Origin of the sequence: Sagittula sp. MA-2, from assembly GCF_030126985.1 — a bacterium.
In the GTDB taxonomy this organism is placed as follows: Bacteria; Pseudomonadota; Alphaproteobacteria; order Rhodobacterales; family Rhodobacteraceae; genus Sagittula.
In genome coordinates this window covers 1,889,787-1,915,218 of the sequence record NZ_CP126145.1, presented here as the reverse complement: position 1 = coordinate 1,915,218, position 25,432 = coordinate 1,889,787, and the positions used below count along the sequence as shown (strand labels likewise).

General features: G+C 67.7%; 23 protein-coding genes. 13 read left to right on the top strand and 10 right to left on the bottom strand.

Features of this window, described 5'->3' with window-relative positions; translation table 11 throughout:
* The first annotated feature begins 12 nt into the window (after positions 1 to 12).
* Both QNI11_RS09515 and QNI11_RS09510 read left to right on the top strand, forming a co-directional pair.
* Positions 13 to 2,121, top strand: a complete 2,109-nt coding sequence (locus QNI11_RS09515; RefSeq protein WP_283983225.1) for a 4Fe-4S binding protein — start codon at positions 13 to 15, stop codon at positions 2,119 to 2,121.
* Positions 2,118 to 3,002 (top strand): FAD:protein FMN transferase, encoded by an 885-nt coding sequence (locus QNI11_RS09510; protein ID WP_283983224.1) that lies wholly within the window; start codon positions 2,118 to 2,120, stop codon positions 3,000 to 3,002. Before QNI11_RS09515 ends, QNI11_RS09510 begins: the two co-directional genes overlap by 4 nt.
* Before the next feature lie 66 nt (positions 3,003 to 3,068).
* On the opposite strand, the gene QNI11_RS09505 is transcribed toward QNI11_RS09510, so the two are convergent.
* From QNI11_RS09505 to pedF, 6 genes are all read right to left on the bottom strand, one after another.
* Complete coding sequence (locus QNI11_RS09505) at positions 3,069 to 3,860, bottom strand: xanthine dehydrogenase family protein subunit M (protein WP_283983223.1); 792 nt, start codon at positions 3,858 to 3,860, stop codon at positions 3,069 to 3,071.
* 101 nt (positions 3,861 to 3,961) lie between these two features.
* Positions 3,962 to 6,331: a xanthine dehydrogenase family protein molybdopterin-binding subunit gene (locus QNI11_RS09500; protein ID WP_283983222.1), complete on the bottom strand. Its 2,370-nt coding sequence runs from the start codon at positions 6,329 to 6,331 to the stop codon at positions 3,962 to 3,964.
* 89 nt (positions 6,332 to 6,420) lie between these two features.
* Positions 6,421 to 6,906, bottom strand: a complete 486-nt coding sequence (locus QNI11_RS09495) for a (2Fe-2S)-binding protein (RefSeq protein ID WP_100930696.1) — start codon at positions 6,904 to 6,906, stop codon at positions 6,421 to 6,423.
* 69 nt (positions 6,907 to 6,975) lie between these two features.
* Entirely contained in the window at positions 6,976 to 7,497 is a 522-nt protein-coding gene (locus QNI11_RS09490; RefSeq protein WP_100930697.1) for a CoxG family protein, read from the bottom strand.
* A 73-nt stretch (positions 7,498 to 7,570) separates the two neighbouring features.
* On the bottom strand, positions 7,571 to 8,527 hold the full coding sequence (locus tag QNI11_RS09485; protein ID WP_283983221.1) for an ABC transporter substrate-binding protein: 957 nt from the start codon (positions 8,525 to 8,527) through the stop codon (positions 7,571 to 7,573).
* Between the two features lie 28 nt (positions 8,528 to 8,555).
* Complete coding sequence (pedF, locus tag QNI11_RS09480; RefSeq protein WP_283983220.1) at positions 8,556 to 9,239, bottom strand: cytochrome c-550 PedF; 684 nt, start codon at positions 9,237 to 9,239, stop codon at positions 8,556 to 8,558.
* Between the two features lie 180 nt (positions 9,240 to 9,419).
* Between pedF and QNI11_RS09475 the strand changes: the two genes are divergently transcribed.
* From QNI11_RS09475 to QNI11_RS09435, 9 genes are all read left to right on the top strand, one after another.
* On the top strand, positions 9,420 to 10,583 hold the full coding sequence (locus tag QNI11_RS09475; protein WP_283983219.1) for an ABC transporter substrate-binding protein: 1,164 nt from the start codon (positions 9,420 to 9,422) through the stop codon (positions 10,581 to 10,583).
* A 139-nt stretch (positions 10,584 to 10,722) separates the two neighbouring features.
* A complete protein-coding gene (locus QNI11_RS09470; protein WP_283983218.1) occupies positions 10,723 to 11,685 on the top strand; it encodes a YVTN family beta-propeller repeat protein in 963 nt (320 codons plus the stop codon).
* Between the two features lie 238 nt (positions 11,686 to 11,923).
* Positions 11,924 to 12,634 carry an ABC transporter ATP-binding protein gene (locus QNI11_RS09465; protein WP_283983217.1) on the top strand — a complete coding sequence of 237 codons (711 nt, stop codon included), beginning with the start codon at positions 11,924 to 11,926 and terminating at the stop codon, positions 12,632 to 12,634.
* The gene (locus QNI11_RS09460; RefSeq protein WP_100930702.1) at positions 12,631 to 13,437 is read left to right on the top strand and encodes an ABC transporter permease; all 807 of its coding nucleotides are present in this window, start codon (positions 12,631 to 12,633) and stop codon (positions 13,435 to 13,437) included. Before QNI11_RS09465 ends, QNI11_RS09460 begins: the two co-directional genes overlap by 4 nt.
* A 21-nt stretch (positions 13,438 to 13,458) precedes the next feature.
* Entirely contained in the window at positions 13,459 to 13,986 is a 528-nt protein-coding gene (locus QNI11_RS09455) for a tetratricopeptide repeat protein (RefSeq protein WP_100930703.1), read from the top strand.
* A 131-nt stretch (positions 13,987 to 14,117) separates the two neighbouring features.
* On the top strand, positions 14,118 to 14,525 hold the full coding sequence (locus QNI11_RS09450) for a cytochrome c family protein (RefSeq protein WP_283983216.1): 408 nt from the start codon (positions 14,118 to 14,120) through the stop codon (positions 14,523 to 14,525).
* Between the two features lie 203 nt (positions 14,526 to 14,728).
* Positions 14,729 to 16,489, top strand: a complete 1,761-nt coding sequence (locus tag QNI11_RS09445) for a PQQ-dependent methanol/ethanol family dehydrogenase (RefSeq protein ID WP_100930705.1) — start codon at positions 14,729 to 14,731, stop codon at positions 16,487 to 16,489.
* A 196-nt stretch (positions 16,490 to 16,685) separates the two neighbouring features.
* Positions 16,686 to 17,447 carry a DeoR/GlpR family DNA-binding transcription regulator gene (locus tag QNI11_RS09440; RefSeq protein WP_283983215.1) on the top strand — a complete coding sequence of 254 codons (762 nt, stop codon included), beginning with the start codon at positions 16,686 to 16,688 and terminating at the stop codon, positions 17,445 to 17,447.
* Positions 17,440 to 18,597 (top strand): MFS transporter, encoded by a 1,158-nt coding sequence (locus tag QNI11_RS09435; protein WP_100930707.1) that lies wholly within the window; start codon positions 17,440 to 17,442, stop codon positions 18,595 to 18,597. The genes QNI11_RS09440 and QNI11_RS09435 overlap by 8 nt, the downstream gene beginning before the upstream one ends.
* A gap of 114 nt (positions 18,598 to 18,711) precedes the next feature.
* Here the strand turns inward: QNI11_RS09435 and QNI11_RS09430 are convergent, their stop codons facing one another.
* Positions 18,712 to 20,265, bottom strand: a complete 1,554-nt coding sequence (locus QNI11_RS09430) for a helicase HerA-like domain-containing protein (RefSeq protein WP_283983214.1) — start codon at positions 20,263 to 20,265, stop codon at positions 18,712 to 18,714.
* 495 nt (positions 20,266 to 20,760) lie between these two features.
* On the opposite strand from QNI11_RS09430, the gene QNI11_RS09425 reads away from it, so the two are divergent.
* Positions 20,761 to 21,429: an invasion associated locus B family protein gene (locus QNI11_RS09425; RefSeq protein WP_254698243.1), complete on the top strand. Its 669-nt coding sequence runs from the start codon at positions 20,761 to 20,763 to the stop codon at positions 21,427 to 21,429.
* 96 nt (positions 21,430 to 21,525) lie between these two features.
* On the opposite strand, the gene QNI11_RS09420 is transcribed toward QNI11_RS09425, so the two are convergent.
* Positions 21,526 to 22,491 (bottom strand): DUF808 domain-containing protein, encoded by a 966-nt coding sequence (locus tag QNI11_RS09420; protein WP_283983213.1) that lies wholly within the window; start codon positions 22,489 to 22,491, stop codon positions 21,526 to 21,528.
* Entirely contained in the window at positions 22,488 to 22,907 is a 420-nt protein-coding gene (locus QNI11_RS09415; RefSeq protein ID WP_283983212.1) for a DoxX family protein, read from the bottom strand. The genes QNI11_RS09420 and QNI11_RS09415 overlap by 4 nt, the downstream gene beginning before the upstream one ends.
* Before the next feature lie 171 nt (positions 22,908 to 23,078).
* On the opposite strand from QNI11_RS09415, the gene gap reads away from it, so the two are divergent.
* The gene (gene gap, locus QNI11_RS09410) at positions 23,079 to 24,083 is read left to right on the top strand and encodes a type I glyceraldehyde-3-phosphate dehydrogenase (protein WP_100930712.1); all 1,005 of its coding nucleotides are present in this window, start codon (positions 23,079 to 23,081) and stop codon (positions 24,081 to 24,083) included.
* Positions 24,084 to 24,144: 61 nt separating this feature from the next.
* Here gap and pepT read toward each other — a convergent pair whose 3' ends face one another.
* On the bottom strand, positions 24,145 to 25,389 hold the full coding sequence (gene pepT / locus QNI11_RS09405) for a peptidase T (protein ID WP_100930713.1): 1,245 nt from the start codon (positions 25,387 to 25,389) through the stop codon (positions 24,145 to 24,147).
* Positions 25,390 to 25,432: the final 43 nt, after the last annotated feature.

The window sequence follows — 25,432 nt, the reverse complement described above, 5'->3', positions numbered from 1 at the left end:
AACGTGCCGCCCATGGGAGGACGTTTCATCATCGCCGCCGCGCTCTGGCTTGCCAGCGCGGTCATCGCTCTGGCCGAGGTTCTCTCGCCCGAGGAACTCGCCACGCACATCCGTGCGCCCATGTCGATGGGCGCGCAGATCTCGGACAACGGCGTCTATGAGCTGCTGAATTCCGGCGGGGCGCAGGCGGGCTATGTCTTCCAGACCGAACCGATGGCCGCCCTGCCCGGCTTCTCCGGCGCGCCGATCAACGCGCTCGTAGTGCTGGATCTCGAGGGCCGTTTCCTCGACGTGCAGCTCCTGACCCACAACGAGCCGATCTTCGTCTCTGGCCTGGGCGAGGCGCCGTTCCACGCCTTCATGGAACAGTACCGCGGCCATTCCATTTCCGACAGCCTCGTGGTCGGCACGCCCTACGGCGGCGCGTCTGACGGCAGCGGTCTGGTCTACCTCGACGGGGTGACGAAGGCGACCGCATCGGTCCGCATCGCGCACGAATCGATACTTGCCGCCGCGCTGCAGGTCGCACGCGAAAAGATGGGCGGCATCAGTTCCGGGCCGCCCGCCCACCCGAACCCCGACATAGACGAGGACCTGACGTGGGACTCGCTGAACGAAACCGGGCTTCTGACGCACAAAACCCTGACCAACGGGGAAATCGAGGCATTGTTCGAGGGCACGCTCTGGGCCAACGACGATCCCGAAGCCAGCGCCGAGCCTGACGCGCCCTACCTCGATCTCTGGATCGCCGACCTCGGCCCGCGCTCCATCGCCCGCGCGCTGTTGTCCGAGGGCACGCTGCGCGAGCTCGACCGCTTCCGCGAGATATCCATCTTCGACGAACCGATCCTGGTGGTCGAGACCGCGCGCCACGGCCTCGTCTCGCCCGACTTCGTCCGCAACACCGCGCCCGACTGGCTGGGCGCGGAACAGAACGGCTTCCCCGTGGCCTTGCGCGACGCCGACCTCTTCGTACAGCTGTCGGATCAGGTGCCCGAGGCGCTGCACGACGGCACCGCGATGATCCTGCGCACCGACCGACGGCTCGGCTTCGACCCGGCCGCGCCGTGGACCTTCACGGTGCAGGCCATTCGCGAGCATGGCGTCTTCCAGCCGCAGGTCGGCTCCGTCACGATCGAGGCGCAGGTCACAACCGACGAGCGGTTCTTTGTCCGTCCCGGCCAGACGCGGCGCCTGTCCCCCTTCGAAGAGGCGATCCGCAACCGCGCCGACGACCTGATGGTTCTGGCGGCTTTCCTGGCGCTCCTCCTGCCCGTCCTGTTCTTCGCGCAAAGCCGCCTCGCCGGGCTGCGTGTCTTCACACCCGTCCGGCTGACCATCCTCGCCTTCGTCACGGGATTCATCGGCTGGTGGGGACAGGGGCAGCTCTCCATCGTGACGCCGCTTGCCACGTTGCAGGCGGCGCTCTCCACCCGGCATTTCGCCTTCCTGCTCTACGACCCCTTCTCGCTGATGAACTGGGGGGCGGTGATCCTCGGATTTCTCCTATGGGGCCGCGGCCTCTTTTGCGGCTGGCTCTGCCCCTTCGGCGCATTGCAGGAGTTCGCGCATCATATCGGGCGTTTCCTGCATCTTCCGCGCCTGGAACCGTCGCGCACTTGGGACCAGCGGCTAAAGAATCTGAAATACGTGGCGCTGGCCGGGCTCGTCGCCGTGACCGTGATCGCCCCCGGCCACATGGACAAGGCGGCCGAGATCGAGCCCTTCAAGACCGCCATCACCACCTTCTTCCGGCGCGAATGGTATTACGTTGCCTACGCCGCCTTCTGGCTGTTCCTCGCACTCTTCACCTTCAAGGGGTTCTGCCGTTACCTATGCCCGCTTGGCGCGCTCATGGCGATCGGTGGCACCCTGCGCCTGCGCCGCTGGATCCCCCGCCGGGTCGAATGCGGCTCTCCCTGCCAGCTCTGCGCCGTGAAATGCAATTATGGCGCCATCCGCAAGACCGGCGCCATCCAGTACGACGAGTGTTTCCAGTGCCTCGACTGCGTGACGATCCACGACGATGCCCGCCAATGCGTGCCGCTGATCCTGAAGGCCCGTTCCACCAAGCGCCCGCCGCGCGTCACCGGACATCCCAACGAGGTGCCCGCCGAATGACCCTGCCCCGTCTCAGCCGCCGCCGCGTCATCACCCTCGCCGCTGCCTTCGCCTGCGCGCCACGCCACGCCTTCGCCTCCACATGGCAGGGCCGCGCCCTCGGAGCCGAGGTCTCCGTCACCCTGACCGGCCCGCGCACGGAGACGGAGGCGGCCCTGGCCGACCTCCCCGCGCAACTCGACGAGATCGAAAGCCTCTTCAGCCTCTACCGCCCGAATTCGGCCCTCTCCCGCCTGAACGGAGCCGGGTTTCTTGCACCAAATGCCCGTTTCGATGCCCTGATGGACGCCTGCAACAAGGCACATACGTTGACGGACGGACTATTCGATCCGACGATACAACCGCTCTGGCAGGCCCTGGCCCAAGGCCGCGACCCTGCTCCGGCCCGCGCCCTCCTCGGCTGGCACCGGGTACGCCGCACAGCGCAGGGCACCTGTCTGGACCCGGGTCAGCAACTCACCCTCAACGGCATCGCCCAAGGCTTCGCCACCGACCTGATCCGCGCCTCCCTCGCCGGGCGCGGCTTCACTCATGCTCTGATCGACATCGGCGAACAGGCGGCCATCGGCGGCCCCTTCCGGCTCGCCCTCGAAGATCCGGACCACGGATCTCTGGGTCACCTGACGCTCGAAAACGCCGCCCGCGCCACCTCCAGCCCCGGCGCCCTGCGCTTCGGTGCCAACGCACACATCCTCGGGCCACAGGGGCAAGACCCCCTCTGGTCCACCGTCAGCATCGAGGCCCGCGATGCCACGACCGCCGATGCGCTCTCCACCGCGGCGGTCTTCATGGACATCCCGCGCCTTGAAAAGCTCAGGACCGACGCCGACCTCCTCCGAATCACGCTGGTGGACAGGGACGGCAACCTCCGCACCCTCTGACCTGCATAGCAAAAGAAAACTCCCGGCCGCAGGACCGGGAGCTTCCAGAACTCGAACCCGAAAGGATCAGCCGTTGGCCTTGGCCACCGCCCGCTTCGTCAGGGTCTTCACCAGGCTCGCACGATAGGCACCGCTGCCGTGCAGGTCAGAGATCATCCCGTCGCCCGACGGCGCCGACAGCTCCTCGACCGCGCTGGCGGAAAAGTCACCCGAAAGCGCCTCTTCCGCCTCGCTCCAGCGGAACACGCCTTCCTCTGAGGCCCCGGTCACGGCAACCCGCACCCCGTCCGCGCCCTTGGACACGAAGACGCCGACCAGCGCGAACCGCGACGCGGGCTGCTGGAACTTGATGTAGGCCGCCTTCTCCGGGATCGGGAACTTCACCGCGGTGACGAGCTCGCCCTCCTCGAGGGCCGTGGTGAACATGCCCTGGAAATAGTCGTCCGCCGCGATTTCGCGGGTGTTGGTGACGATCGTCGCCCCCGATCCCAGCGCCGCCGCCGGATAGCAGGCCGAGGGATCGTTGTTGGCCAGCGACCCGCCGATGGTGCCGCGGTTGCGCACCGCCGGATCACCGATCTGGCCGGCCAGCGCCGCCAGCGCCGGATAGGCCCCGGCCTCTGCCGCCACCGTCGCATGGGTGGTGCCGCCGCCGACGGTCAGCACGCCGCCATCCGACGACACGCCCTTCAGCTCGTCGATGGCCGACAGGCTCACCAGCACGGACGGCATCGCCAGCCGCTGCTTCAGGGTCGGGATCAGCGTCTGGCCGCCGGACAGCGGCTGCGCGTCCTCCTGCCCCAGCGCCGACACGGCATCGGCCACGGACGTCGGCCGAACGATATCGAATGAATACATCTTTTTTCCTCCTCTGCCGCTCATGAAGGCCATCCACCTTCATCTTGGCAAAAATACCTTCGGGGGGTCCGGGGGGCAGACAGCCCCCCGGCGCTCTCCATTCAGCCGTTGATCGCGGCCCAGACGCGGCCCGGCGACACCGGCATGTCGATGTGCTCCACCTTGTGGCCACCCGACTGCAGCGCGTCGATCACCGCGTTCACCACCGTCGGCGGAGAGCCGATGGCCCCGGCCTCGCCGCAGCCCTTCACGCCCAGCGGGTTGTGGGTGCAGGGCGTCTGGCAGGAGTGGTCCACGAGGTAGCTGTCGAGCATCGGCAGGTTGTCGGCGCGCGGCATCGCGTAGTCCATGTAGGACGCGCTCAGCAGCTGGCCGTTCTCGTCGTAGGCGCAGTTCTCGAGCAGCGCCTGCCCGATGCCCTGCGCGATCCCGCCGTGCACCTGACCTTCGACGATCATCGGGTTGATGACGTTGCCGAAGTCGTCCGCGGACACGAACTTCTCGATGGTGACCAGGCCGGTCTCCGGATCGACCTCCACCTCGCAGGCATAGGCGCCCGCGGGATAGGTGAAGTTCGACGGGTCGTAGAAGGCCGTCTCCTCGAGACCCGGCTCGATATCCTCGAGCGGGTAGTTGTGCGGCACGTAGGCGGCGAGCGTCACATCCCCCCAGGCGACCGACTTGTCGGTGCCCGCGACCGAGAACTGACCGTCCTTAAGCTCGATGTCCGCCTCGGCGGCCTCCAGCAGGTGGGCGGCGATCTTCTTGGCCTTGTTGATGATCTTCTCGGTGGCGCGGACCATGGCGGATCCGCAGACCGCGATGGAGCGCGAGCCGTAGGTGCCCATGCCGAACGGGATCTTGGCGGAGTCGCCGTGCACGATGTCGATCATGCTCTCGTCGATGCCCAGCATCTCGGCCACGACCTGCGGGAAGGCGGTCTCGTGTCCCTGCCCGTGGCTGTGCGCGCCCACCAGCACCGAGATGGTGCCCGTGGCGTTCACCCGCACGGTGGCGGCGTCGTACAGACCGGCACGCGCGCCGAGCTGCCCCACGAGGTTCGACGGCGCGATGCCGCAGGCCTCGATGAAGCAGTTGACGCCCAGGCCGCGCAGCTTGCCCTTCGCTTCGCTTTCCTTGCGGCGCGACTCGAAATTGCCGAGGTCCATCAGCTCTTCCATCTTGTCCATCGTCGCGACGTAGTCGCCGGTGTCATAGACCACGGCCACCGGCGTCTGGTACGGGAACTCGGTGATGAAGTTCTGACGGCGGAGCGCGATGGGATCGACGCCCAGCTCGCGCGCGGCCTTGTCGATGATCCGCTCCAGCTGGTAGGTCGCCTCCGGGCGGCCCGCGCCGCGGTAGGCGTCCACCGGCACGGTGTTGGTGAAGACCGCCTTCACGTTCACCAGCACGTGCGGTGTCTTGTAGTTGCCCGCCATCAGCGTGCCGTGCAGCCAGGTCGGGACCGACGACGAGAAGGTCGACAGGTATGCGCCCATGTTGGCCATCGTGTTGGTGCGCACGGCGGTGAAGTTGTTGTCCGCATCCAGCGCCAGTTCGATGGTCGTGACGTGGTCGCGGCCATGGGCGTCGGACATGAACGCCTCGGAGCGCGAGGAGGTCCACTTCACCGCGCGGTTCAGCTGCCGCGAGGCGAAGGTGACAAAGGCCTCTTCGGCGTAGTGGAAGATCTTCGTGCCGAAGCCGCCGCCCACGTCGGGCGCCACGACGCGCAGCTTGTGCTCCGGGATGCCGAGGACGAAGGCGCCCATAAGCAGGCGGATCACGTGCGGGTTCTGCGAAGTGGTGTAGAGCGTGGATTCATCGTTGGCGCGGTTGTACTCGCCCACGGCCACGCGCGGTTCCATCGGGTTGGCGACGAGGCGGTTGTTGGTCAGTTCCAGCGTCGTCACATGCGCGGCGCTGTCGAAGGCCGCCTGCGTCTCTGCCGGGTCGGAGCCGAACTGCCAGTCGTAGCAGAGGTTGTCCGACAGCTCGTCGTGCACCTTGGCGGAACCGGACTCCAGCGCGGCCGCCATGTTCACCACGGCGGTCAGCTCCTCGATGTCGAGCTCGATGGCCTCGGCGGCGGTGCGCGCCTCCTCCAGCGTGTCCGCCACGACCGCGGCGATCGGGTCACCGACGTGACGGACCTTGCCCTGTGCCAGCACCGGGTGCGGCGGCTCCTTCATCACTTCGCCGTGCTTGTCGGTCACCTGCCAGCCGCAGGGCAGACCGCCCACGCCCTCGAAGTCGGCACCGGTAAAGATGCGGACGACGCCGGGCATGCCCGCTGCGGCCTCGGTGTTGATCGAATTGATCTTTCCGTGGGCCACGTCGGAACGCAGGAAATAGACATACGCCTGGTTATAGACGTTGATATCGTCGGTGTACTGACCGGCTCCGGTCAGGAAGCGCACGTCCTCGCGCCGCTTCTGGCTTGCGCCGATGCCATGATCCTTCGGCATTTCTTCCTCCCTGGGAATGGTGCGTGAAATCACGCACCCTACGGAAATTGTTCAGGTGCAGGGTGCGTGTTCACACGCACCTTCCGAAATCACTCGGCGGCGACCGCGGGTACGTCCTGCCCGGAGGCCGCCAGGATGGCGCGGACGATGTTGTGGTAGCCGGTGCAGCGGCAGATGTTGCCCTCGAGGTGGTGACGCACCTCGGCCTCGGTCGGCTTCGGGTTGTCCTTCAGCAGCGCCGCCGCCGCCATCACCATGCCCGGCGTGCAGAAACCGCACTGCAGGCCGTGGTAGTCCTGGAACGCCTGCTGGATCGTGTTCAGCGTCCCGTCCGGGGCCGCCTGCCCCTCGATCGTGCCGACCTCGGCGCCGTCGGCTTCGGCGGCGAACATGGTGCAGGCCTTCACCTGCAGCCCGTTGACGTGGATCGTGCAGGCGCCGCATTGCGAGGTGTCGCAGCCCACGTGGGTCCCGGTCAGGCGCAGCTCCTCACGCAGGAACTCCGTCATGAGCGTGTTGCCCTTGACCGACTTGGTGACGGACTTGCCGTTCACCTTCATCGTCACTTCAACCATCGTTTCCCTCCCTGGAAAATCGTTTGTCACAGAATGCACCCACCCCGGAGTGCGGATTTGATCGGCGGATCAGTTGGACACCATCCGCTTGAACCAGCCCTTCTTCTTGCCGTCGTCAGCCTCCGTCTCGGGCGCGGCGTCGGGATCGGAGGGGCCTTCGACCGCCTCCTGGAAGTTGGAGAAGAACTGGTCGGCCATCTTCTTGGCAAAACCGTCGATGATCCGGCTGCCCAGCTGCGCGAGCTTGCCGCCGACGCTGGCGTCCACGTCGTAGGTCAGAAGCGTGCCGTCCTCGGCCTCTTCCAGCCTCACCACGGCGCTGCCCTTGGCAAAGCCGGCCGCGCCGCCCTTGCCTTCGCCCACCAGCTTGACGGTGTTCGGCGCATCCATGTCCTCGAGGTTCACCTGTCCCTTGAAGGTTGCCTTCACGGGGCCGACCTTCTGGACCACGGTCGCCTCGAACCCCTCCTCGGCAGAGCCGGACATCTCGGTGCAGCCGGGCACGCAGGCCTTCAGCACCTCGGGGTTCAGGATCGCTTCCCAGACCACCTCGCGGGGGGCCTTGATCGTACGGGAATCGCTCATTTGCATGGGTTTGTCCTCTCTCTCCGGCGCCAGCCTAGGCGCGCAGCGCCCGTCGGGCATATTAGACCAATTGATAACATCACCATTCCGGTGGATTGTGCGTCAGTCCGTATCTTTCGAAGATCCCCGCGATCCGGCCGTCGGCCATCGCCGCAGAGATCGCGTCCTCGACTTCGTATCCCAGCGGCCGCCACGCGAAATGCACCGCCGTTCCGATCGGCCAGTGCGCCTTTGCCAGCCCCGCCAGCGGCGGCTCGTGGATCGCCACGCCCTCGCCCCGGAAGAACTCAAGCTGGGCCAGCGGCCCCATCGCCGCCATCGTCTCCCCCGCGTTCAGCGCCGCCATCGCCGCCTCCATCGTGGGATACCGTCGCACGCCTGCCGCCGTCTGGCCACCCGCGAAACTCGTCAGGTAGAAGTCCGAGATCGAATCGTTCTCCACCGCGACCGTGTCGAAGCGGAAGTAGGCCGGGACCGGCCCGCCGTCGGGATACTCCGCCGCGCGGTAGGCAATGGCGATGTGTTCCTCCTGGTACTGGCCGGGAAAGACCACCTGCTCCACCCGGCAGCGGAAGGCCGAGTCGTAGGGCACGCGCATCATCACGTTCGACACCGCCCCGCCGACGATGCCGCCCTGCCAGACGTTGTGCCGCAGATCGGCGTCGAGGTTCTCTCCGGCGGCGACAAAGCGGATCACCGGCGTCACGCCGATGAACTCCGCCACCAGCTTTGCAACGTCGACGTCGATGCCCTTCGCCTCGCCCTTCTCTTCCCAGGAATAGGGCGCATGATCCTCGTAGACCGCGAAGGTCATCGAGCCCCGCTCGCGGATCGTGTCGAGGTCCTGGCCGACGATGTCGCGGCCTGCGTTCTGCGGCTTGGGCTGCGGCACGTAGTCGGCGCAGGGATCGGCGGCGCGGGCCACGGTGGTGCCGGCGGCCAGCAGCGCGCCGGCCACCACACCCGGTACCAGGGCGGGCAAAAGGGCGCGCAGCCCCCTGCCGACGGTGTTCAGAACACCCGCATGTCGAACCATGCCACTCCTCCCCGAAGGCCGTTCGCGCTCAGTGTGCAGCCGACAGCCCGATGGTCAAGGCCTCTGCCGCGTGGCGATAGCCTTCCTCGGACCCGTCGATGAAGGCCGCCGCCCGGCTGGCGGCACTGTCGGCCACCGGCGCGCCGGACATGGTCTCGATCCCGGCGGCGATCTCGGTCAGCTCCGCCTTGATCGCCTCGCCGTCCGCATCGCCAGATCCGGTCGACAGCGCGTCCAGCTGGTCGCGCAGGCCCTTCAGCTCGTCGGCCACCCCGGCCATGGAATCGTCGTCGGGACGGGTCTCCACGTAGGTGCGGATCGCCCATGCCGCCTCCTGCCCCAGGAGCTCGCCGAAGGCCGGCATCTTGGTGGTGCCGTTCTGGGTGTAGCCGTGGCGGAAGCGCTCGATGAACCACTCGTCGCCGTACTCCTCCGCCTCCAGGAAGCGCAGGTCGGGCGCCAGCCCGCCCGAGATCACCTCGAGCCCGTGGCAGCGCGCACAGTTCTGGTTGTAGCCGGAGGCGCCGATCTTCACCGCCTTGTCCCAGACTTCCTCTCCCGCGGCCTCCGCACGGTAGGGGTTCTCTGTCAGCCACTCCTCGCCGACCTCCGGCAGGCCGGTGGTGTCCACCGCCTGCGGCGCCACGTCGCCATGGGCCAGGGCCAGAACCGGCAGCACACTCACAAGGGCCGTCATCGCAAAGGTCTTCATCGTTTCCTCCTCCCGTCCGGGGTGATCTCATCGCGTCTGCCGATGGTGATAAGCCAGCGCCGCGCCGCCGCACCATTGGACTTTCGTGGCGCGACGGGCGGCCCCGCAAGACCTTGGTCGTATTGAGGGCGCGGCCCGCAACCCCGATCCTTTCCGGGTGAGCGGCTGAGGGAGGACAGGATGCGCACGATCCTAGCGGCGGCGGCAGCCGTGCTGCTGTCGGCAAGCCCGATCTGGGCGGCAGAGATCCGCGTGGCTTGGCTCCGGCAGGAGGTCGAGCTGCCCCCGACCCTGTCGAACCTCGACCCCGTGCCCGACGACCTCGGCATCGCAGGCGCGCGCCTGGGGATCGCCGACAACGCCACCACCGGCACCTTCATGGGCCAGACCTGGACGCTGACCGAGCATTCGGTGGCGCCGGACGGCGACTTCGCCGGCGCGGTGGAGGCGGCTCTGGCCGAGACCGACCTCCTCGTGATCGACGCCCCCGCCGACACGCTCCTGCAGGCCGCCGACATGCCCGACACCGCGGGTGCGCTCCTCTTCAACACCGCCGCGCCCGAAACCGCGCTGCGCGGCGCCGACTGCCGCGCCAACGTGCTGCACGCCCTGCCCTCGCGCGCCATGCTGACCGACGCGCTCATGCAGTTCTTCGTGATGCGCCGCTGGACCGCGCTGGTGATGATCGAGGGCCCGAAACCCGGCGACAAGGCGCTGGCCGAAAGCTATCGCGCCTCGGCAGAGAAGTTCGGCCTCTCGATCCGCCGCACTGCCGAATGGACCTTCGACGCCGACCTGCGCCGCAGCGCCGCCGCCGAGGTGCCGCTGCTGACCCAGCAACTGGGCAAGTACGACGTGCTGATCGCCGCGGACGAAACGAACGATTTCGCCCGCTACATCCCCTACAACACCTGGATGCCGCGCCCGGTCGCGGGCAGCGAGGGGCTGATGCCCGCCGCCTGGTCGCCTGCGGTCGAGCAATGGGGCGCGGCCCAGCTCCAGTCGCGTTTCACCAGGGCCACGGGGCGCGAGATGCTGCCCCGCGACTACGCCGCCTGGGCCGCGGTCCGCGCCATCGGCGAGGCGGTCACCCGCTCCGGCGCCACCGGCGCGGCGGACCTCAGGTCCTACATGCTGGGCGACGCCTTCGAACTCGGCGGTTTCAAGGGCCGACCGCTGACCTTCCGGCCGTGGAACGGTCAGCTGCGCCAGTCCATCCCGCTCACCCACCGCGGCGCACTGGTCGCCGACGCCCCGCTCGATGGGTTCCTGCACCCGGTCTCGGAACTCGACACGCTGGGCCTCGACGCCCCCGAAAGCGGCTGCACCGCCTTCGCCGGCTGACCCGCCGCGACACACGCGCCATCCCGGCCCGGACCCTGACCTTCATCTTGGCCCAAATACCTGAAATGCCACGCCCCCGCCGGGGCGCACGCCACCGGCAAGGGCACCCGGCCCCCGCAGACACCGCAAGGACCCGACCATGAAATACACACCGCTCCTCGCAGCCCTCCTGCTGTCCCACGCCGCCACGGCGGACGAGATCTGGGTGACGAACGAGAAGGACAACACCGTGTCGGTGATCGATATCGGGACGATGGAAGTCACCCGCACAATCCCGACCGGAGAGCGCCCGCGCGGCATCACCTTCAGCCACGACTATTCCGTGGTCTACATCTGCGCCTCCGACAGCGACGCGGTGCAGGTCATGGACCCGGTCTCGGGCGAGATCCTGCACGACCTGCCCTCGGGCGAGGACCCGGAACAGTTCGTCCTGCACCCCGACAACCGCCACCTCTACATCGCCAACGAAGACGACGCGATCACCACGGTCGTCGATACCGAAACCCGCACTGTCGTGGCCCAGATCAACGTCGGCATCGAGCCCGAGGGCATGGCCGTCTCGCCCGACGGCAAGATCGCCATCACCACCTCCGAGACGACGAACATGGCGCACTGGATCGACACGGAAACGCAGGAACTCTTTGCCAACACGCTGGTCGATTCCCGGCCGCGACACGCGGAATTCGTCAAGGACGGAGCCGAGCTCTGGGTCAGCGCCGAGATCGGCGGCACCGTGTCGGTCTTCGACGTGGCGACGCAGACCGAGAAGGCCAAGTTCGGCTTCGGGATCAAGGGCGTGCACCCCGACAAGGTCCAGCCCGTGGGCTTCGAGCTGACCGCCGACGACAGCCACGCCTTCGTGGCGCTGGGACCGTCGAACCACCTCGCCGTGGTGAACGCAGAGACCTACGAGGTCGAGGACTACATCCTCGTCGGCCGCCGGGTCTGGCACATGGCGTTCAACGCGGACAAGTCGCTGCTGTTCACCACCAACGGCGTCTCGGGCGACGTGACGGTGGTCGACGTGGCGGAGCGCAAGGCGCTGAAGACAATCAAGGTGGGCCGCTTCCCCTGGGGCGCGGCCTTCCGGCCCACGGAATGAAGCCTGCGGCGGAAGGTTGCGCCGGACTGCCGTCCGTCGCCCCGGCGCGGGCGCTGCCCGCGCCCGCGATTGCTGCCAGACTGGCCGGTGCGGCAGACGGACGGGGCGGAGGGGGCGCTGCCCCCGCGCCTTCGGCGCTCCCCCGAGGTATTTTTGCCAAGATGAAGGCGGGGGGGCGTCGGGGTGATACGAGGGTCGCGCTTGCAACCCGGTGCACGACGCTATCATTCTGCCCATCATGTTGACCGTTTCCGATCTTTCCTTCTCCTACGGTGCGAAACAGGCGCTCGACGCCGTGAGCTTTTCGGCCGAACCGGGGCGGTTCACCGCACTCCTCGGCCCGAACGGCGCGGGCAAGTCGACGCTCTTTGCGCTGATGACCCGGCTCTTCACTTCCCCGAGCGGGCGGATCTCCGTCGCGGGGCACGACATGGCGGCGGCGCCGCGCGCGGCGCTGGCCAAGATGGGCGTGGTGTTCCAGCAGCCGACGCTCGACCTGGACCTGACGGTGCGGCAGAACCTTGCCTATTTCGCGGCGCTGCACGGGCTTTCGGGCAAGGACGCCGACGGGCGGATCTCGGCGGCGCTCGACCGGCTTTCGATGCTGGAACGCGCGGGCGAGCGGGTGCGCGCGCTGAACGGCGGCCACCGGCGGCGGACGGAGATCGCACGCGCGCTTGTGCACGATCCCGCCGTGCTGCTCTGCGACGAGCCCACCGTCGGGCTGGATGCGCAGGCGCGGTCGGCCATCACCGATCACGTTCATGACCTGGCCGCGGACGGGCTGACCGTGCTCTGGGCCACCCATCTGACCGACGAGGTGCGGCCTTCCGACGACGTGATCCTGCTGCACCGCGGCCAGATCCGCGCGCGCGGCCGGGCCGACGAGCTGACTGCTGGCGCGCCGCTGAAGGACTGGTTCCTGAGCGCCACCGGGGTGGAGGCATGAGCGCGCCGTCCCGCATCCCGCTCTGGCCCGCCTTCCGCGCCATCGCCGCGCGCGAGCTCCTGCGCTTCGTGCACCAGAGGGAGCGGTTCCTGGCCGCCCTCGTGCGTCCGCTCGTCTGGCTTCTGGTGTTTGCCGCGGGCTTCCGCGCGGCGCTGGGGCTGTCGATCATCCCGCCCTACCAGACCTATATCACCTACGAGACCTACATCGTGCCCGGCCTTTGCGGGATGATCCTGCTGTTCAACGGGATGCAGTCGTCGCTGAGCCTTGTCTACGACCGCGAGATGGGGTCCATGCGGCTTTTGCTGACCGCGCCTTTGCCGCGATGGTATCTCTTGTTTTCAAAGCTTTGCGGGGCGACGTTCATCGGGATTCTGCAGTGCTACGCCTTCCTGGCCATCGCCGCGCTCTTCGGGATCGACCATCCGCCTCTGGGCTATGTCACCATCCTGCCGGCGCTCGTGCTGGCCGGGCTGATGCTGGGGTCGCTCGGGCTGGCGCTCTCGTCCTTCATCAAGCAGCTCGAGAACTTCGCGGGCGTGATGAACTTCGTCATCTTCCCGATGTTCTTCCTGAGCTCCGCGCTCTATCCCCTTTGGAAGATGCAGGAATCCTCGGAAATCCTCTACTGGATCTGCCGCCTGAACCCCTTCACCCACGCTGTCGAACTGATCCGTTTCGCGCTGCATGTCGATTTTTCGCCATGGGCGCTCCTGTGGACGCTGGTCGCCACCGCCGTCTTCACCGTGCTCGCGCTCTGGGGGTACGACCCGGCGCGCGGGTTGATCCGACGCAAGTCCTGACCCCTTCGAGGAGACCCAGACATGATCCGCGCCACCGCCCTTGCCCTCCTGCTTGCCACGCCCGCGCTGGCAGACGAATACGGCACGCTGAACCCCGACGAGATGACATGGGGCAGCATGCTGGAGCGTGCCGAGCGCGGCGAGACGGGCATGGTGCTCTGTGCCTCGGGCTACATGCTGACGAAGTCCGGCAAACACGCGGCGGCGCGCGCGCTGTTCGAGAACTGCGCCAACCAGGGCTGGACCGGGGCGATGACCTGGATGAGCCAGCTCGACAACAACGGGCTCGGCGGCGAATACAACCCGGATGCGGCCGCCGAATGGGACCGGCGCGCGGCCGAGGCCGGCGATCCGGTGGGCCAGTTCAACCACGGGCTCGACCTGCTCCGCGGCCATGGCGTCGCGCGGGACGAGGCGCGCGGCCGGGCAATGGTCGACATGGCGGCGGCGCAGGGGCTGGACGTGGCACAGCGGCTGGCGGCGGCGGATTACGACCCGGCCGAGGTCACGCCGGACGCCGACGACTGGAAATACGCGCCCGCCTTCTGATCGCGGCCCCGGCGCGCAAAAGGTCGTACGACCAAAGCACGAGACGCCGCACCCCTTCCGGTTGACGTGCATCAAGTCCGGCCCTCAGACGCGGGCCTACCCTGTCTCCGAACCGTGCAAAGGAGACCGACATGGCCCGCATTCTACCCACCCTCGCCCTGCTGCTCGCAGCCGCCCCCGCCTGCGCCGACACCTTCGAGGAGGTGAAGGTCACGGCGGGCAAGACGCTTTTCGACGCGGAATGCCGCCGCTGCCACGCCCCCAACGCCACCGACCCGTCCTATGGTCCGCCGCTCGAGAACGTGCTGCACCGCGCTGCCGGAAGTGTCGAGAATTACGACTATTCCATTGCGCTCGAGGCCTCCGGCATCGTCTGGACGCCCGCCGCGCTGCGCGCCTGGATGGAGGACAACGACGGCTTCATGCCCGGCACAAAGATGCGTCACGTGGGCATCGAGGACCGCACCGTGCAGGACTTCATCCTCGCCTATCTCGGTTCGATCAGCCCGCAGGACAACACCGCCATCGACGGCGAGTGACAGCGCCCGGCCACAGCACCGGGACAAGGGCCGCGGCGATTCCGGAGGCCGCCGCGGCCCGCCTGTCAAGACGCCGATGGTCGTACGACTTTGGCCGTCTATCGGCCCGGACTCCGATTTCTATACTTCGATCCAGACGGCGCAGAGGCCACCCGCCAGGCGCCGAGGGAACGACCATCTAAACCGTTCATGGGAGGAGACTGATGAACAAGTTCGTCGCCGCCGTCACCCTGTCCCTGCTCGCCATCGGTGCGCAGGCCGAGGTGACCGAAGACATGCTGGCCAACGACCAGACGATGACCAACCAGGTTGTCACCAATGGCATGGGCCGGGATCTGCAGCGCTATTCGCCGCTGGACACCCTCAACAAGGACAACGTCAAGAACCTCGTCCCCGCATGGGCGTTCAGCCTCGGCGGTGAAAAGCAGCGCGGGCAGGAAACCCAGCCGCTGGTCTATGACGGCGTGATGTACATCACCGGCTCCTACTCCCGGATGTATGCCATCGACCTCGAAACCGGCAAGGAGCTCTGGCAGTACGACGCACGTCTGCCCGAAGGCATCCTGCCCTGCTGCGACGTCATCAACCGCGGTGCGGCGATGCACGGCGACAAGGTGATCTTCGGCACGCTCGACGCCCGTCTCGTGGCGCTGGACGCCAAGACCGGCGACGTGGTCTGGAACAAGAAGATCGCCGACTACAAGGCCGGCTACTCCTACACCGCCGCCCCGCTGATCGTGGGCGACCTCGTGGTGACCGGCAACTCCGGCGGCGAATTCGGCATCGTCGGCGAAGTGCAGGCGCGCAACGTCGACACCGGCGAGCTCGTCTGGACCCGCCCGGTGATCGAAGGCCACATGGGCACGCTCAACGGCCAGGAATCCACCATGACCGGCACGCTGAACGCGACCTGGCCGGGCGACATGTGGAAGACCGGCGGCGGCGCGACCTGGCTGGGCGGGTCGTACGACGCACGCACCGACACGCTGATCTTCGGCGCGGGCAACCCGGCGCCCTGGAACTCCTGGCTGCGCGACGCGGGCGAGAAGAACGACGGCTCGGGCGACAACCTCTATGCCGCCTCGCGGATCGGCATCGACCCGGCGACCGGCGACATCAAGTGGCACTTCCAGACCACGCCGCGCGAAGGCTGGGACTATGACGGCGTGAACGAGGTGGTCGCCTACAACGACCGCGAGGGCAACCAGCGTCTCGCCACCGCCGACCGCAACGGCTTCTTCTACGTGCTGAACGCCGAGGACGGCGGCTTCGTCTCGGCCAATCCCTTCGTCAAGGACATCACCTGGGCCGAGGGCATCGACGAGAACGGCCGCCCGATCTTCAACGAGGCCAACCGCCCGGGCAACCCGGCGGCGGCGGCGGATGGCGCCAAGGGCGAAGTCGTCTTCTCCTCGCCGTCCTTCCTCGGCGGCAAGAACTGGATGCCCATGGCGTTCAGCCAGAAGACCGGCAACTTCTACGTGCCCTCGAACGAATGGGGCATGGACATCTGGAACGAGCCGATCACCTACAAGAAGGGCGCCGCCTACCTCGGCTCCGGCTTCACCATCAAGCCGAACTACGAGGACCACATCGGCAGCCTCAAGGCGATCGACCCGGACACCGGTGAATGGGTCTGGGAATACAAGAACGACGCGCCGCTCTGGGGTGGCGTGATGACCACTGCCGGCGGCCTCGTGTTCTTCGGCACGCCCGAGGGCAGGTTCCTCGCGCTCGACGACGAGACCGGTGAAGAGCTGTGGTCCTTCCAGACCGGCTCCGGCATCGTCGGCCAGCCGATCACCTGGGAACAGGACGGCGAACAGTACGTCTCCGTCGTGTCCGGCTGGGGTGGTGCGGTTCCGCTCTGGGGCGGCGAGGTCGCCAAGAAGGTGAACTACCTCAACCAGGGTGGCATGGTCTGGACGTTCCGCCTGCCGAAGGAACTGGCGTCGGCCGAGTAACCTCCTCCCTGCTCAAGGCTGACAGGCGCCCGGGGTCCCCGCGACCCCGGGCGTTTTCCGTTGCCGTGCCGGCTTGACGGCAAGCGCCCATGACCTGCAAAGGGACGCCGTGGCACCGATCCGCCGGACGCCCGAAACCCGGATTGCAAAACGTCGCAACTTGCTGCAACTTTCCGCAAAACACGGAATCGCAGCCATGACCTTCCTTCCCAACAGCCCGGAGGCGCGGCAGGACGCCCTGCGCCTGCGCCTCGACCGCGGTCTGCCGCTGAACCTCGCCGCGCTGGCCGAGGAATTCGGCGTCTCCACCGACAGCATCCGCCGCGACCTCAAGGCGCTGGAGGCGCAGGGTCACGCCCGCTGCATCCGCGGCGGCGCCCTGCCCGTCACCCGGCCCGCCGCCCACACGCTCGACCGGCTGGGCCACAGCGGCGCAGAGCAGGCGGCGCTGGCCGCCACCGCCCTGCCGCTGATCGAGAACGGCATGGTGCTGATGATGGACGGCGGCACGTCGGTGCTGGTGCTGGCGCAGGGGCTCCCGCACCTGCCCGACTGCCTCGTGGTGACACCGGCGCCCGCCGTGGCGCTGGCGACGCTGGCCGCGGGCATCCCCACGCACCTCGTGGGCGGACGTCTTTCGGGCTTCGGCGCCGTCGCCGTGGGCCATGAAACGGTGACCGCGCTCGACGGCATCGCCGCCGACCTCGCCTTCATCGGGGTCTGCGGGCTCGACGCGGGCTTCGGCCTCTCCGCCGACGATCCCGACGAGGCGCACGTCAAGCGGGCGATGATTGCCTCCGCACACCGCGCCGTGGTGCTGACCGGCGCCGCAAAGCTGGGTTTGCGGGCGCGCCACCGCGTCGCCCCTTGCACCGCCCTCGACCTTCTGATCACCGATGCCACAACCGACCTGACCGCCCCGCTTGCCGCTTCCGGGCTGGAGATCCGCCATGTCTAAGACCTTCCCCTCGCCCCGCCTCGCCGTCAGCGCGGCCTTCGCCCTGAACGGCATCCTGCTGGGCGCATGGGCCTCGCGCGTGCCCGCCGTGGTCGACCGCTTCGACCTGTCCGAAGGCACGCTGGGCCTCCTTCTGCTGGTCATGGGAATCGGCGCGCTCGTGTCCTTCCCGCTGGCCGGACGGCTGGCCGACCGGCTCGGCGCCTTCCCGGTGACCAAGGTACTGGCGGGCGTCTACCTCGTCTCCATCGTCGCCATCGGGCTTGCCCCCGACACCACCGTGCTGGCCATGGCGCTCTTCCTCTTCGGGGTGGGCCACGGCGCCATGGACGTGACGATGAACAGCTGGGCCGCCGAGGTGGAGCGCCACTCCGGCCGGTCCATCATGTCCTCCTTCCACGCGATGTGGAGCCTTGGCGCTGGCCTCGGCGCCGCGGGCGGCTGGCTGGCCTCCCGCCAGGCGCTGCCCATCGACGCACATTTCGCCGTGACGGCCCTTGTCGCGCTGGTGATCTTCGGCCCGCTGATGCACACCCGCTGGACCTCGGCCCGGACCGCACCGCAGGCCAAGGGCCCGGTTTTTGCCCTGCCCCGCGGTGCACTGGTGCTGGTCGGGCTGATCGCCATGGGCGCGGGCCTGGGCGAAGGCGCCGCCGCGGACTGGAGCGCGGTCTTCCTCGCCGACGTGATCCAGGCCACGCCCTCGCAGGCGGCGCTGGGATACGCGGTCTTTTCCGTCACCATGGTGGCGATGCGGCTGAACGTCGACCGGCTGATCACCCGCTTCGGCGCGGTCACTGTCGCCCGGTTCAGCGGGCTGACCGCTGCCGCGGGCTACCTGCTGGCCACCGCCTTCGCCACGCTGCCCACGGCGCTCGCCGGATTCGTGCTGATGGGCCTGGGCTACGCCGCGGTGATCCCGCTGGCCTTCAGCCGCGCCGCCGCCGATCCGGAGGTGCCGCCCGGACAGGCCATCGCCTCCGTCGCGACGCTGGGTTACGGCGCGATGCTCATGGGGCCGCCGACCATCGGCTTCGTGGCCGAGGCTACGTCGCTCCGGGCGTCCTTCCTCATGGTCGGTTGCGTCGCCCTGATGATCGCTGCCCTGGCGCCGGTGCTGGGCCGCGCCACCCGCCGCGCCACGGCCTGAGGGGGGCCAAGATTTTTCCGACGAAAAATCTTCCCCGCCCCACCCGTTCACGACACGCCGGACCTGTCCACCCGACGGGCACGGACGATTTTTCGACGAAAAATCGTCGCCCCCTCAGCGCGCCTTGAACAACCCGCCCAGCACACCCCGCACGATCCGCCGCCCCGTGGTGCCGGTCAGCTCCTTCATGACCATCTTGCCCATGGCCTCGCCGAAACTCGGGCTCTCCCGGTCGCGCCGCGTGGACGCGCCGGAGGTCGAGCGGGTCACGCGCGTCCCGGTGTACCGCCGGGCGGAGCGATACTCCCGTTCCTGCGCTGCCATTTCCTCTTCCTCCCGCTCCGCGGCCTCCGCCGCCGTCGCGGCAGCCTCCGCCCGCTCCCGCAGCATCTCGTGGGCCGAACGGCGGTCGACCCGCGTCTCGTACTTGCCCCGAAGGTCGGAGGCGCCCATCACCCCGCCGCGCTCGGCGGGCGTGATCGGGCCAAGCTGCGAGGACGGCGGCCGGATCAGCGTCCGCTCCGCCATCCCGGGCACGCCTTTCTTCTGCAGGAAGGAGGTCACCGCCTCGCCTACGCCCACCTCGCGGATCGCCGTCTCGATGTCGAAGGCGGGGTTCTCGCGGTAGGTCTCCGCCGCCAGCCGCAGCGCCTTCTGGTCGCGCGCGGTGAAGGCCCTCAGCGCGTGCTGCACGCGGTTGCCCAGCTGGCCCAGGATGTCCTCCGGAATGTCGTCCGGCGACTGGGTGACGAAATAGACCCCCACGCCCTTCGACCGGATGAGCCGCGCCACCTGCTCCACCTTGTCGACCAGCGCCTTGGGGGCGTCGTCGAACAGCAGGTGCGCCTCGTCGAAGAAGAAGACGAACTTCGGCTTCTCCGGATCGCCCACCTCCGGTAGCTCCTCGAAGAGCTCCGACAGGAGCCACAGCAGGAAGGTCGCGTAAAGCCGCGGCGCGCCCATCAGCGCATCCGCCGCCAGCACGTTCACCTGCCCGCGCCCGGCGCCGTCCACCCGCATCATGTCGTTCAGATCCAGCGCCGGTTCGCCGAAGAAGGCCGTGCCGCCCTGGTTCTCCAGCACGAGAAGCCGCCGCTGTATCGCGCCGATCGACGCGACCGAGATGTTGCCGTAGCGCAGCGACAGCTCGGTGCGGTTCTCGCCCAGCCAGACCAGCATCGAACGCAGGTCCTCGAGGTCGAGAAGCGGCATCCCCTCCTCGTCCGCCAGCCGGAACGCGATGTTGAGGATGCCTTCCTGCGCCTCCGACAGCTCCAGCAGCCGCGCCAGAAGCAGCGGCCCCATCTCGGCCACGGTGGTGCGCACCGGATGGCCCTGACCGCCGAAGAGATCCCAGAAGCACACCGGGAAATCCTGGTAGGCGTAGTCCTCGAACCCGATCTTCGCCGCCCGCTCGGTGAAGGGGCCGTGCAGCTTGGAGGCCTCGCTTCCGGCCTTCGCCATGCCCGACAGGTCGCCCTTCACGTCGGCCATGAAGACCGGCACGCCGGCGTTGGAGAACCCCTCCGCGAGGATCTGCAGGGTGACCGTCTTGCCCGTCCCCGTGGCGCCCGCGATCAGCCCGTGACGGTTGGCATAGCCAAGCACCAGATGCTGCTTTTCGCCGTAATCCGGGCCGCCGCCGCCAACAAACAGATCAGTCGCCATGTGTTCTTCCCTTTTCCGCGCGGCTGACCATACATCCTTAACTAATCAATGCCATAGTCATTCTCGGTCCGGGGCGTCATGTCCTCTCCTGCCCCGGGCAGACTTCCTCCCTGTCAGACTGGCCGCGCCTTCGGGCGCGGCTTTTTTCGGCGCCGAAGGCCGGGTTTTCCACCGTTCGCCGCGGCCCGCCTGTGCGCGAACGGTATCCCTTCACCGCCCCGCGCAGGCAGAACGAAAATACACTTAAAACCCTGTTGACCGCGGCGTTTCCTTTTCGTAGCGTCCTGACCAATGACAAAGTCGGCCGGTCCGACAGGGAGTGAAATGGAAAGGGGCCGTCTGGCCCCTTTCCTTTGTCCACGGCCCGGATCACCCCGCGACGGCAGCCTGCAGCAAATCGCTCATCTGCCATCACAAGGCTGGAATTCCTCCCTGACACTGTCTCCGGCTCGTGTTAAGCGAACCCCAGCTATGTTCGATTTCCAGAGGAATTCCATGAAAAACCCGGCTCTTCTCCTGTCCCTGATCGCGGCGCTCGCGGCTGCTCCTGCCTATGCGCAGACCACCGACACCGCCGGTCCCGACGAAGCGCCTGCCGCCGAAGCACCGGCCGCGGAAACGGATCAGGAACAGCCCTCCGCCCCCGCCGTCGGCGGGGATCTCGACCTCGGCACCGGTGACGCCGCCACCGCCGGGCAGCAACAGCAGCAACCGCAGCCCTACATCAAGGAAACCTTCTCCGACTGGGCGATGCAGTGCATCAAGGTCCCGCAGCGCGAGAACGAGATCTGCCAGATGTACCAGCTTCTGACCGACGGCCAGGGCGCCAGCGTGGCAGAGGTCAGCATCTTCCGGCTCGAGAACGGCGGCCAGGCCGTGGCCGGGGGCACCTTCATCGTTCCGCTCGAAACCCTGCTGACCCAGAAGCTGACCGTGACCGTCGACGGCGGCTCCGCCCGGCAGTACGACTTCTCCTTCTGCGCCCAGATCGGCTGCTACGCGCGCGTCGGCTTCACCGCCGAGGACATCGCCCGCTTCAAGGCCGGTGCCAAGGCGCAGGTGACCATCGTTCCGGCGCTGGCGCCCGACCAGAAGGTCACCGTCGACATGTCGCTGGCCGGTTTCACCGCCGCCTTCGACGCGGCGCAGGAATACGCGCAGTAAGCGGCGCATACCCGTTTCAATGCAGAAGGCGCGCCCCGGGGCGCGCCTTTTTGCTTTGAACGACCGAAAATATGCGTGAAAGCCCGGTGGCGGCGCTCAGTGCGCCTCCGCCTTCCCGCCAAAGAGGCTGCCGTAGATGGGCGCGACGATCTTTGTGCCGATGGGGATCAGCACCAGTCCGACCAGGAAGCCCAGCACCAGGTCGACCCCCGCGGTCACCGCCCATTCGAGCGCCGCATTGCCCTTGCCCACGGCCACCGCCCAGTGGTGGATCGTCTCTTCCGGCAGATGCCAGCCCATCTCGGCCAGAGAATGCACGATGATCGACCCGCCGACCCAGAGCATCGCGGCGGTGCCGACGATGGTCAGCGCCTTCAGGAGCCACGGCATGAAGCGCACGATCCCGCGCCCCAGCGCCCGCGTCATGCCAAGGTTGGCGTTCTGCGACAACCAGAGGCCCACGTCGTCCATCTTCACGATCACCGCCACCGCGCCATAGACCGCCGCCGTGATGACCACGGCCGCCATCGCCAGCGCGCCCGCCTGCATCCAGAAGTTCGGCAGGTCGAGGTTGGATAGCAGGATCACCATGATCTCTGCCGACAGGATGAAGTCGGTCTTGATCGCGCCCTTCACCTTTGCCTCTTCGAGGTGCGTGGGGTCCTGCACGTCGTGACTGCCGTCCGGCCCGCCTGAATGCTCGTCATGTGGCATCAACACGTGGACGATCTTCTCGGCCCCCTCGAAACTGAGGTAACAGCCGCCGAGGATCAGCAGCGGCCAGACCAGCCATGGCGCGAAGGCCGACATCAGCAGCGCCGCGGGCATCAGGAACACCAGCTTGTTGATCACCGATCCGCGTGCGATCCGCCAGATGATCGGAAGTTCGCGCGCCGGTTCGAACCCGTGCACGTATTTCGGCGTCACCGCGGCGTCGTCGATCACCACGCCGGCCGTCTTCGACCCGGCGCGCATGGCCGCCGCACCGATGTCGTCGATCGACGCTGCCGCCACCTTGGCGATGGCCGCCACGTCGTCGAGGAGTGCAAGAAGTCCGCTCATTCATCCGTCCCATATCTGCGCCGCTCAGAAGCTAACCCGCTTGTGCGATTTCGCAAGGACCAGCGGCCCGGCCCGTGCACGGCGAGGATCAGGCAGCCGCCCGCAATCGCCCAGTTCTTCACGAAGATCGTCATCTGCCAGGGGTCGTCCGGGATCAGGTGGAAGAACGAGGTCAGCCCGCAATAGCCCGCCAGCGACAGCGCCGCCAGCCGCGCGCCCACCCCGGCGATCAGTGCCAGCGCCGCCAGCGCGTTGTAGACCAGCGCCACCCGGACCAGCCCGCCGGGCAGCCCCCAGCCGCGCAGCATCTCGGTCACCTGGGTCGGGTCCATGGCCTTCTGCACGGCGCCGCCGAGGAACAGCGCCGCAATCAGGAGCCGCCCCACAAGGGTCGCCAGGGCCTCTGCTCGTTCCATTCCCGCCTCCGTTCACAGCGCTTTCAGATCGTTAACGCAAACAAGCGGCAAGCGTTAGCGCCACCGGGCAACTTTATCGCTAACATACTGACAGAAAAGGTATTTCAACCTTTCCCGAGTCGGCATCCCTTCGTATACGAGCCACAACACTGGCTTTTTCAGGAGTAGTCCATGACCGTCACCGTCGGCATCAACGGCTTCGGCCGCATCGGTCGCTGCACGCTTGCGCACATCGCCGAATCCGCGCGCAACGATGTCCAGGTGGTCAAGATCAACGCCCCCGGCCCGATCGAAACCCACGCGCACCTTCTGCGGTACGACAGCGTGCACGGCCGTTTCGCCGGCGAGGTGAAGGTCCGGGAAAACGCCATCGACCTCGGGCGCGGCCCGATCGACGTGATGTCCTCCTACGACCTCGAGGAGCTCGACTGGGGCGGCTGCGACGTTGTGCTGGAATGCACCGGCCAGTTCAACGACGGCGACAAGGCCAACGCCCACCTCGCCCGCGGCGCAAAGTCGGTGCTGATCTCGGCGCCCGCCAAGAACGTGCAGCGCACCGTGGTCTACGGCGTCAACCACCGCGACCTGGTGAAGGGCGACGTGATGATCTCCAACGGGTCCTGCACCACCAACTGCCTTGCGCCGCTGGTAAAGGTGCTGGACGAGGGGATCGGCATCGAAAGCGGCATCATGACGACGATCCACAGCTACACCGGCGACCAGCCGACGCTCGATCGTCGCCACAAGGACCTGTATCGTGCACGGGCCGCCGCCATGGCGATGATCCCGACCTCCACCGGCGCCGCGAAGGCCCTGGGCGAGGTGCTGCCCAACATGAAGGGCAAGCTCGATGGCTCGGCGGTGCGCGTGCCCACGCCGAACGTCTCGGCGGTAGACCTGACCTTCTACGCCTCGCGCGACGTGACGCTGGCCGACGTGAACGAGGTCGTGGCCGAGGCCGCCGCGGGCCGCATGGGCGCGGTTCTGGCCTACGATCCGGAGCCCAAGGTCTCCATCGACTTCAACCACACCACGCATTCCTCCATCTTCGCGCCCGACCAGACCAAGGTCGTGGGCAAGCGGATGGTGCGCGTCATGGCGTGGTACGACAACGAATGGGGCTTCTCCGCCCGGATGGCCGACGTGGCCGGTGCCATGGGGCGCCTGCTGCACTGAAACGGTCGTTCAGGGCACGAACCGGGGAAAGCGCCGTCATCTGACGGCGCTTTTTCGGTTTTCAGGCGTCCTTCTGAACGGCCAGCCCGACGATGCCGAGCATGAGCTGCGCCGCCTTGCCCATGTCCTGCACGGACACCCACTCCAAGGGCCCGTGGATCTGCCGCATGCCGGTGAACAGGTTCGGCGTCGGAACGCCCATCTCCGTCAGGCGCGATCCGTCCGTCCCGCCGCGGATCGGCTGGCTGAAGGGCTCGATCCCGATGCCGCGACAGGCCTCGCGCGCGAGCTCGACCGGAGTCATGTCGTCCTCCAGCCAGTAGCGCATGTTACGATAGGTCGGCGTGATCTCCACCTCGATCTTCGCCCGCGGCTCGCCGGCCTGAACGGCGGCGCAGACCTGCCGCAGCAGATCGCCCTTGGCCGCCAGCCCCTCGCGCTCGAAGTCGCGCAGAATCAGCCGGATGTGCATTTCCGACGACCCGCCCTCCATGTTCGTCACATGCAGGAACCCCTCCCGGCCCGAGGTCGTTTCGGGCGTCATGGTGGACAGCGGCAGCGCCTGCACGATCTTCGCGGCAAGATAGGCGGCGTTCACCATCTGCCCGGTGGCATAGCCCGGGTGGATCGACACGCCCTTCACCACCACGTCCGCCTGATCGGCCGAAAAGCTCTCGTAGACGATCTCGCCCTCGACCCCGCCGTCGAACGTATAGGCGAAGTCCACCGCCAGGTCGGTCGGCAGTTCGCCATGCACGCCCCGCCCGATTTCCTCGTCCGGCGTAAAGGCCAGCCGCAGCGTCGGGCGCGGCACCTCCGGGTGTTCCAGCAGGTATTGCGCGGCCGACATGACGATGGCGACGCCCGCCTTGTCGTCGGCCCCCAGAAGCGTCAGGCCCGAGGCGCAGACGATGTCCTCGCCCACCTTCTTGCCGAGGTAGCTGTCCACCTCCGGCGAGAGCACCAGCGCGGGATCGTCGGGATAGGTGATCTCGCCGCCGTTGTAGCCCCGGATGACCCGCGGCTTGACGCCCGTGGCGTTGAACTGCGGCGCGGTGTCGACGTGGCCGAGGAAGCCGATGGTCGGCCCCGGCGCGTTGCCCGGCACCGTCGCCAGCACCGCGCCGTATTCGGTCAGCACCACGTCCTCCGCGCCCATCGCCTCCAGTTCGGCCACCAGCATCCGGGACAGGTCGAGCTGGCAGGCGGTGCTGGGTGTCGTCGGACTGTCCAGGTCGCTCTGCGTGTCGACGGCGCAGTAGCGGACCAGCCGGTCCTCCAGATCGGGTTCGAGAGCAATGGTCATGAAGCCTCCGTTCGTTGCCTTGCGCCCGACCCTAACGCCGCAA

Coding starts and splice junctions, on each gene's coding strand:
- QNI11_RS09515 (WP_283983225.1), top strand. CDS start 13: ATGGGAGGACGTTTCATCATCGCCGCCGCGCTCTGGCTTGCCAGCGCG.
- QNI11_RS09510 (WP_283983224.1), top strand. CDS start 2,118: ATGACCCTGCCCCGTCTCAGCCGCCGCCGCGTCATCACCCTCGCCGCT.
- QNI11_RS09505 (WP_283983223.1), bottom strand. CDS start 3,860: ATGTATTCATTCGATATCGTTCGGCCGACGTCCGTGGCCGATGCCGTG.
- QNI11_RS09500 (WP_283983222.1), bottom strand. CDS start 6,331: ATGCCGAAGGATCATGGCATCGGCGCAAGCCAGAAGCGGCGCGAGGAC.
- QNI11_RS09495 (WP_100930696.1), bottom strand. CDS start 6,906: ATGGTTGAAGTGACGATGAAGGTGAACGGCAAGTCCGTCACCAAGTCG.
- QNI11_RS09490 (WP_100930697.1), bottom strand. CDS start 7,497: ATGCAAATGAGCGATTCCCGTACGATCAAGGCCCCCCGCGAGGTGGTC.
- QNI11_RS09485 (WP_283983221.1), bottom strand. CDS start 8,527: ATGGTTCGACATGCGGGTGTTCTGAACACCGTCGGCAGGGGGCTGCGC.
- pedF (WP_283983220.1), bottom strand. CDS start 9,239: ATGAAGACCTTTGCGATGACGGCCCTTGTGAGTGTGCTGCCGGTTCTG.
- QNI11_RS09475 (WP_283983219.1), top strand. CDS start 9,420: ATGCGCACGATCCTAGCGGCGGCGGCAGCCGTGCTGCTGTCGGCAAGC.
- QNI11_RS09470 (WP_283983218.1), top strand. CDS start 10,723: ATGAAATACACACCGCTCCTCGCAGCCCTCCTGCTGTCCCACGCCGCC.
- QNI11_RS09465 (WP_283983217.1), top strand. CDS start 11,924: ATGTTGACCGTTTCCGATCTTTCCTTCTCCTACGGTGCGAAACAGGCG.
- QNI11_RS09460 (WP_100930702.1), top strand. CDS start 12,631: ATGAGCGCGCCGTCCCGCATCCCGCTCTGGCCCGCCTTCCGCGCCATC.
- QNI11_RS09455 (WP_100930703.1), top strand. CDS start 13,459: ATGATCCGCGCCACCGCCCTTGCCCTCCTGCTTGCCACGCCCGCGCTG.
- QNI11_RS09450 (WP_283983216.1), top strand. CDS start 14,118: ATGGCCCGCATTCTACCCACCCTCGCCCTGCTGCTCGCAGCCGCCCCC.
- QNI11_RS09445 (WP_100930705.1), top strand. CDS start 14,729: ATGAACAAGTTCGTCGCCGCCGTCACCCTGTCCCTGCTCGCCATCGGT.
- QNI11_RS09440 (WP_283983215.1), top strand. CDS start 16,686: ATGACCTTCCTTCCCAACAGCCCGGAGGCGCGGCAGGACGCCCTGCGC.
- QNI11_RS09435 (WP_100930707.1), top strand. CDS start 17,440: ATGTCTAAGACCTTCCCCTCGCCCCGCCTCGCCGTCAGCGCGGCCTTC.
- QNI11_RS09430 (WP_283983214.1), bottom strand. CDS start 20,265: ATGGCGACTGATCTGTTTGTTGGCGGCGGCGGCCCGGATTACGGCGAA.
- QNI11_RS09425 (WP_254698243.1), top strand. CDS start 20,761: ATGAAAAACCCGGCTCTTCTCCTGTCCCTGATCGCGGCGCTCGCGGCT.
- QNI11_RS09420 (WP_283983213.1), bottom strand. CDS start 22,491: ATGAGCGGACTTCTTGCACTCCTCGACGACGTGGCGGCCATCGCCAAG.
- QNI11_RS09415 (WP_283983212.1), bottom strand. CDS start 22,907: ATGGAACGAGCAGAGGCCCTGGCGACCCTTGTGGGGCGGCTCCTGATT.
- gap (WP_100930712.1), top strand. CDS start 23,079: ATGACCGTCACCGTCGGCATCAACGGCTTCGGCCGCATCGGTCGCTGC.
- pepT (WP_100930713.1), bottom strand. CDS start 25,389: ATGACCATTGCTCTCGAACCCGATCTGGAGGACCGGCTGGTCCGCTAC.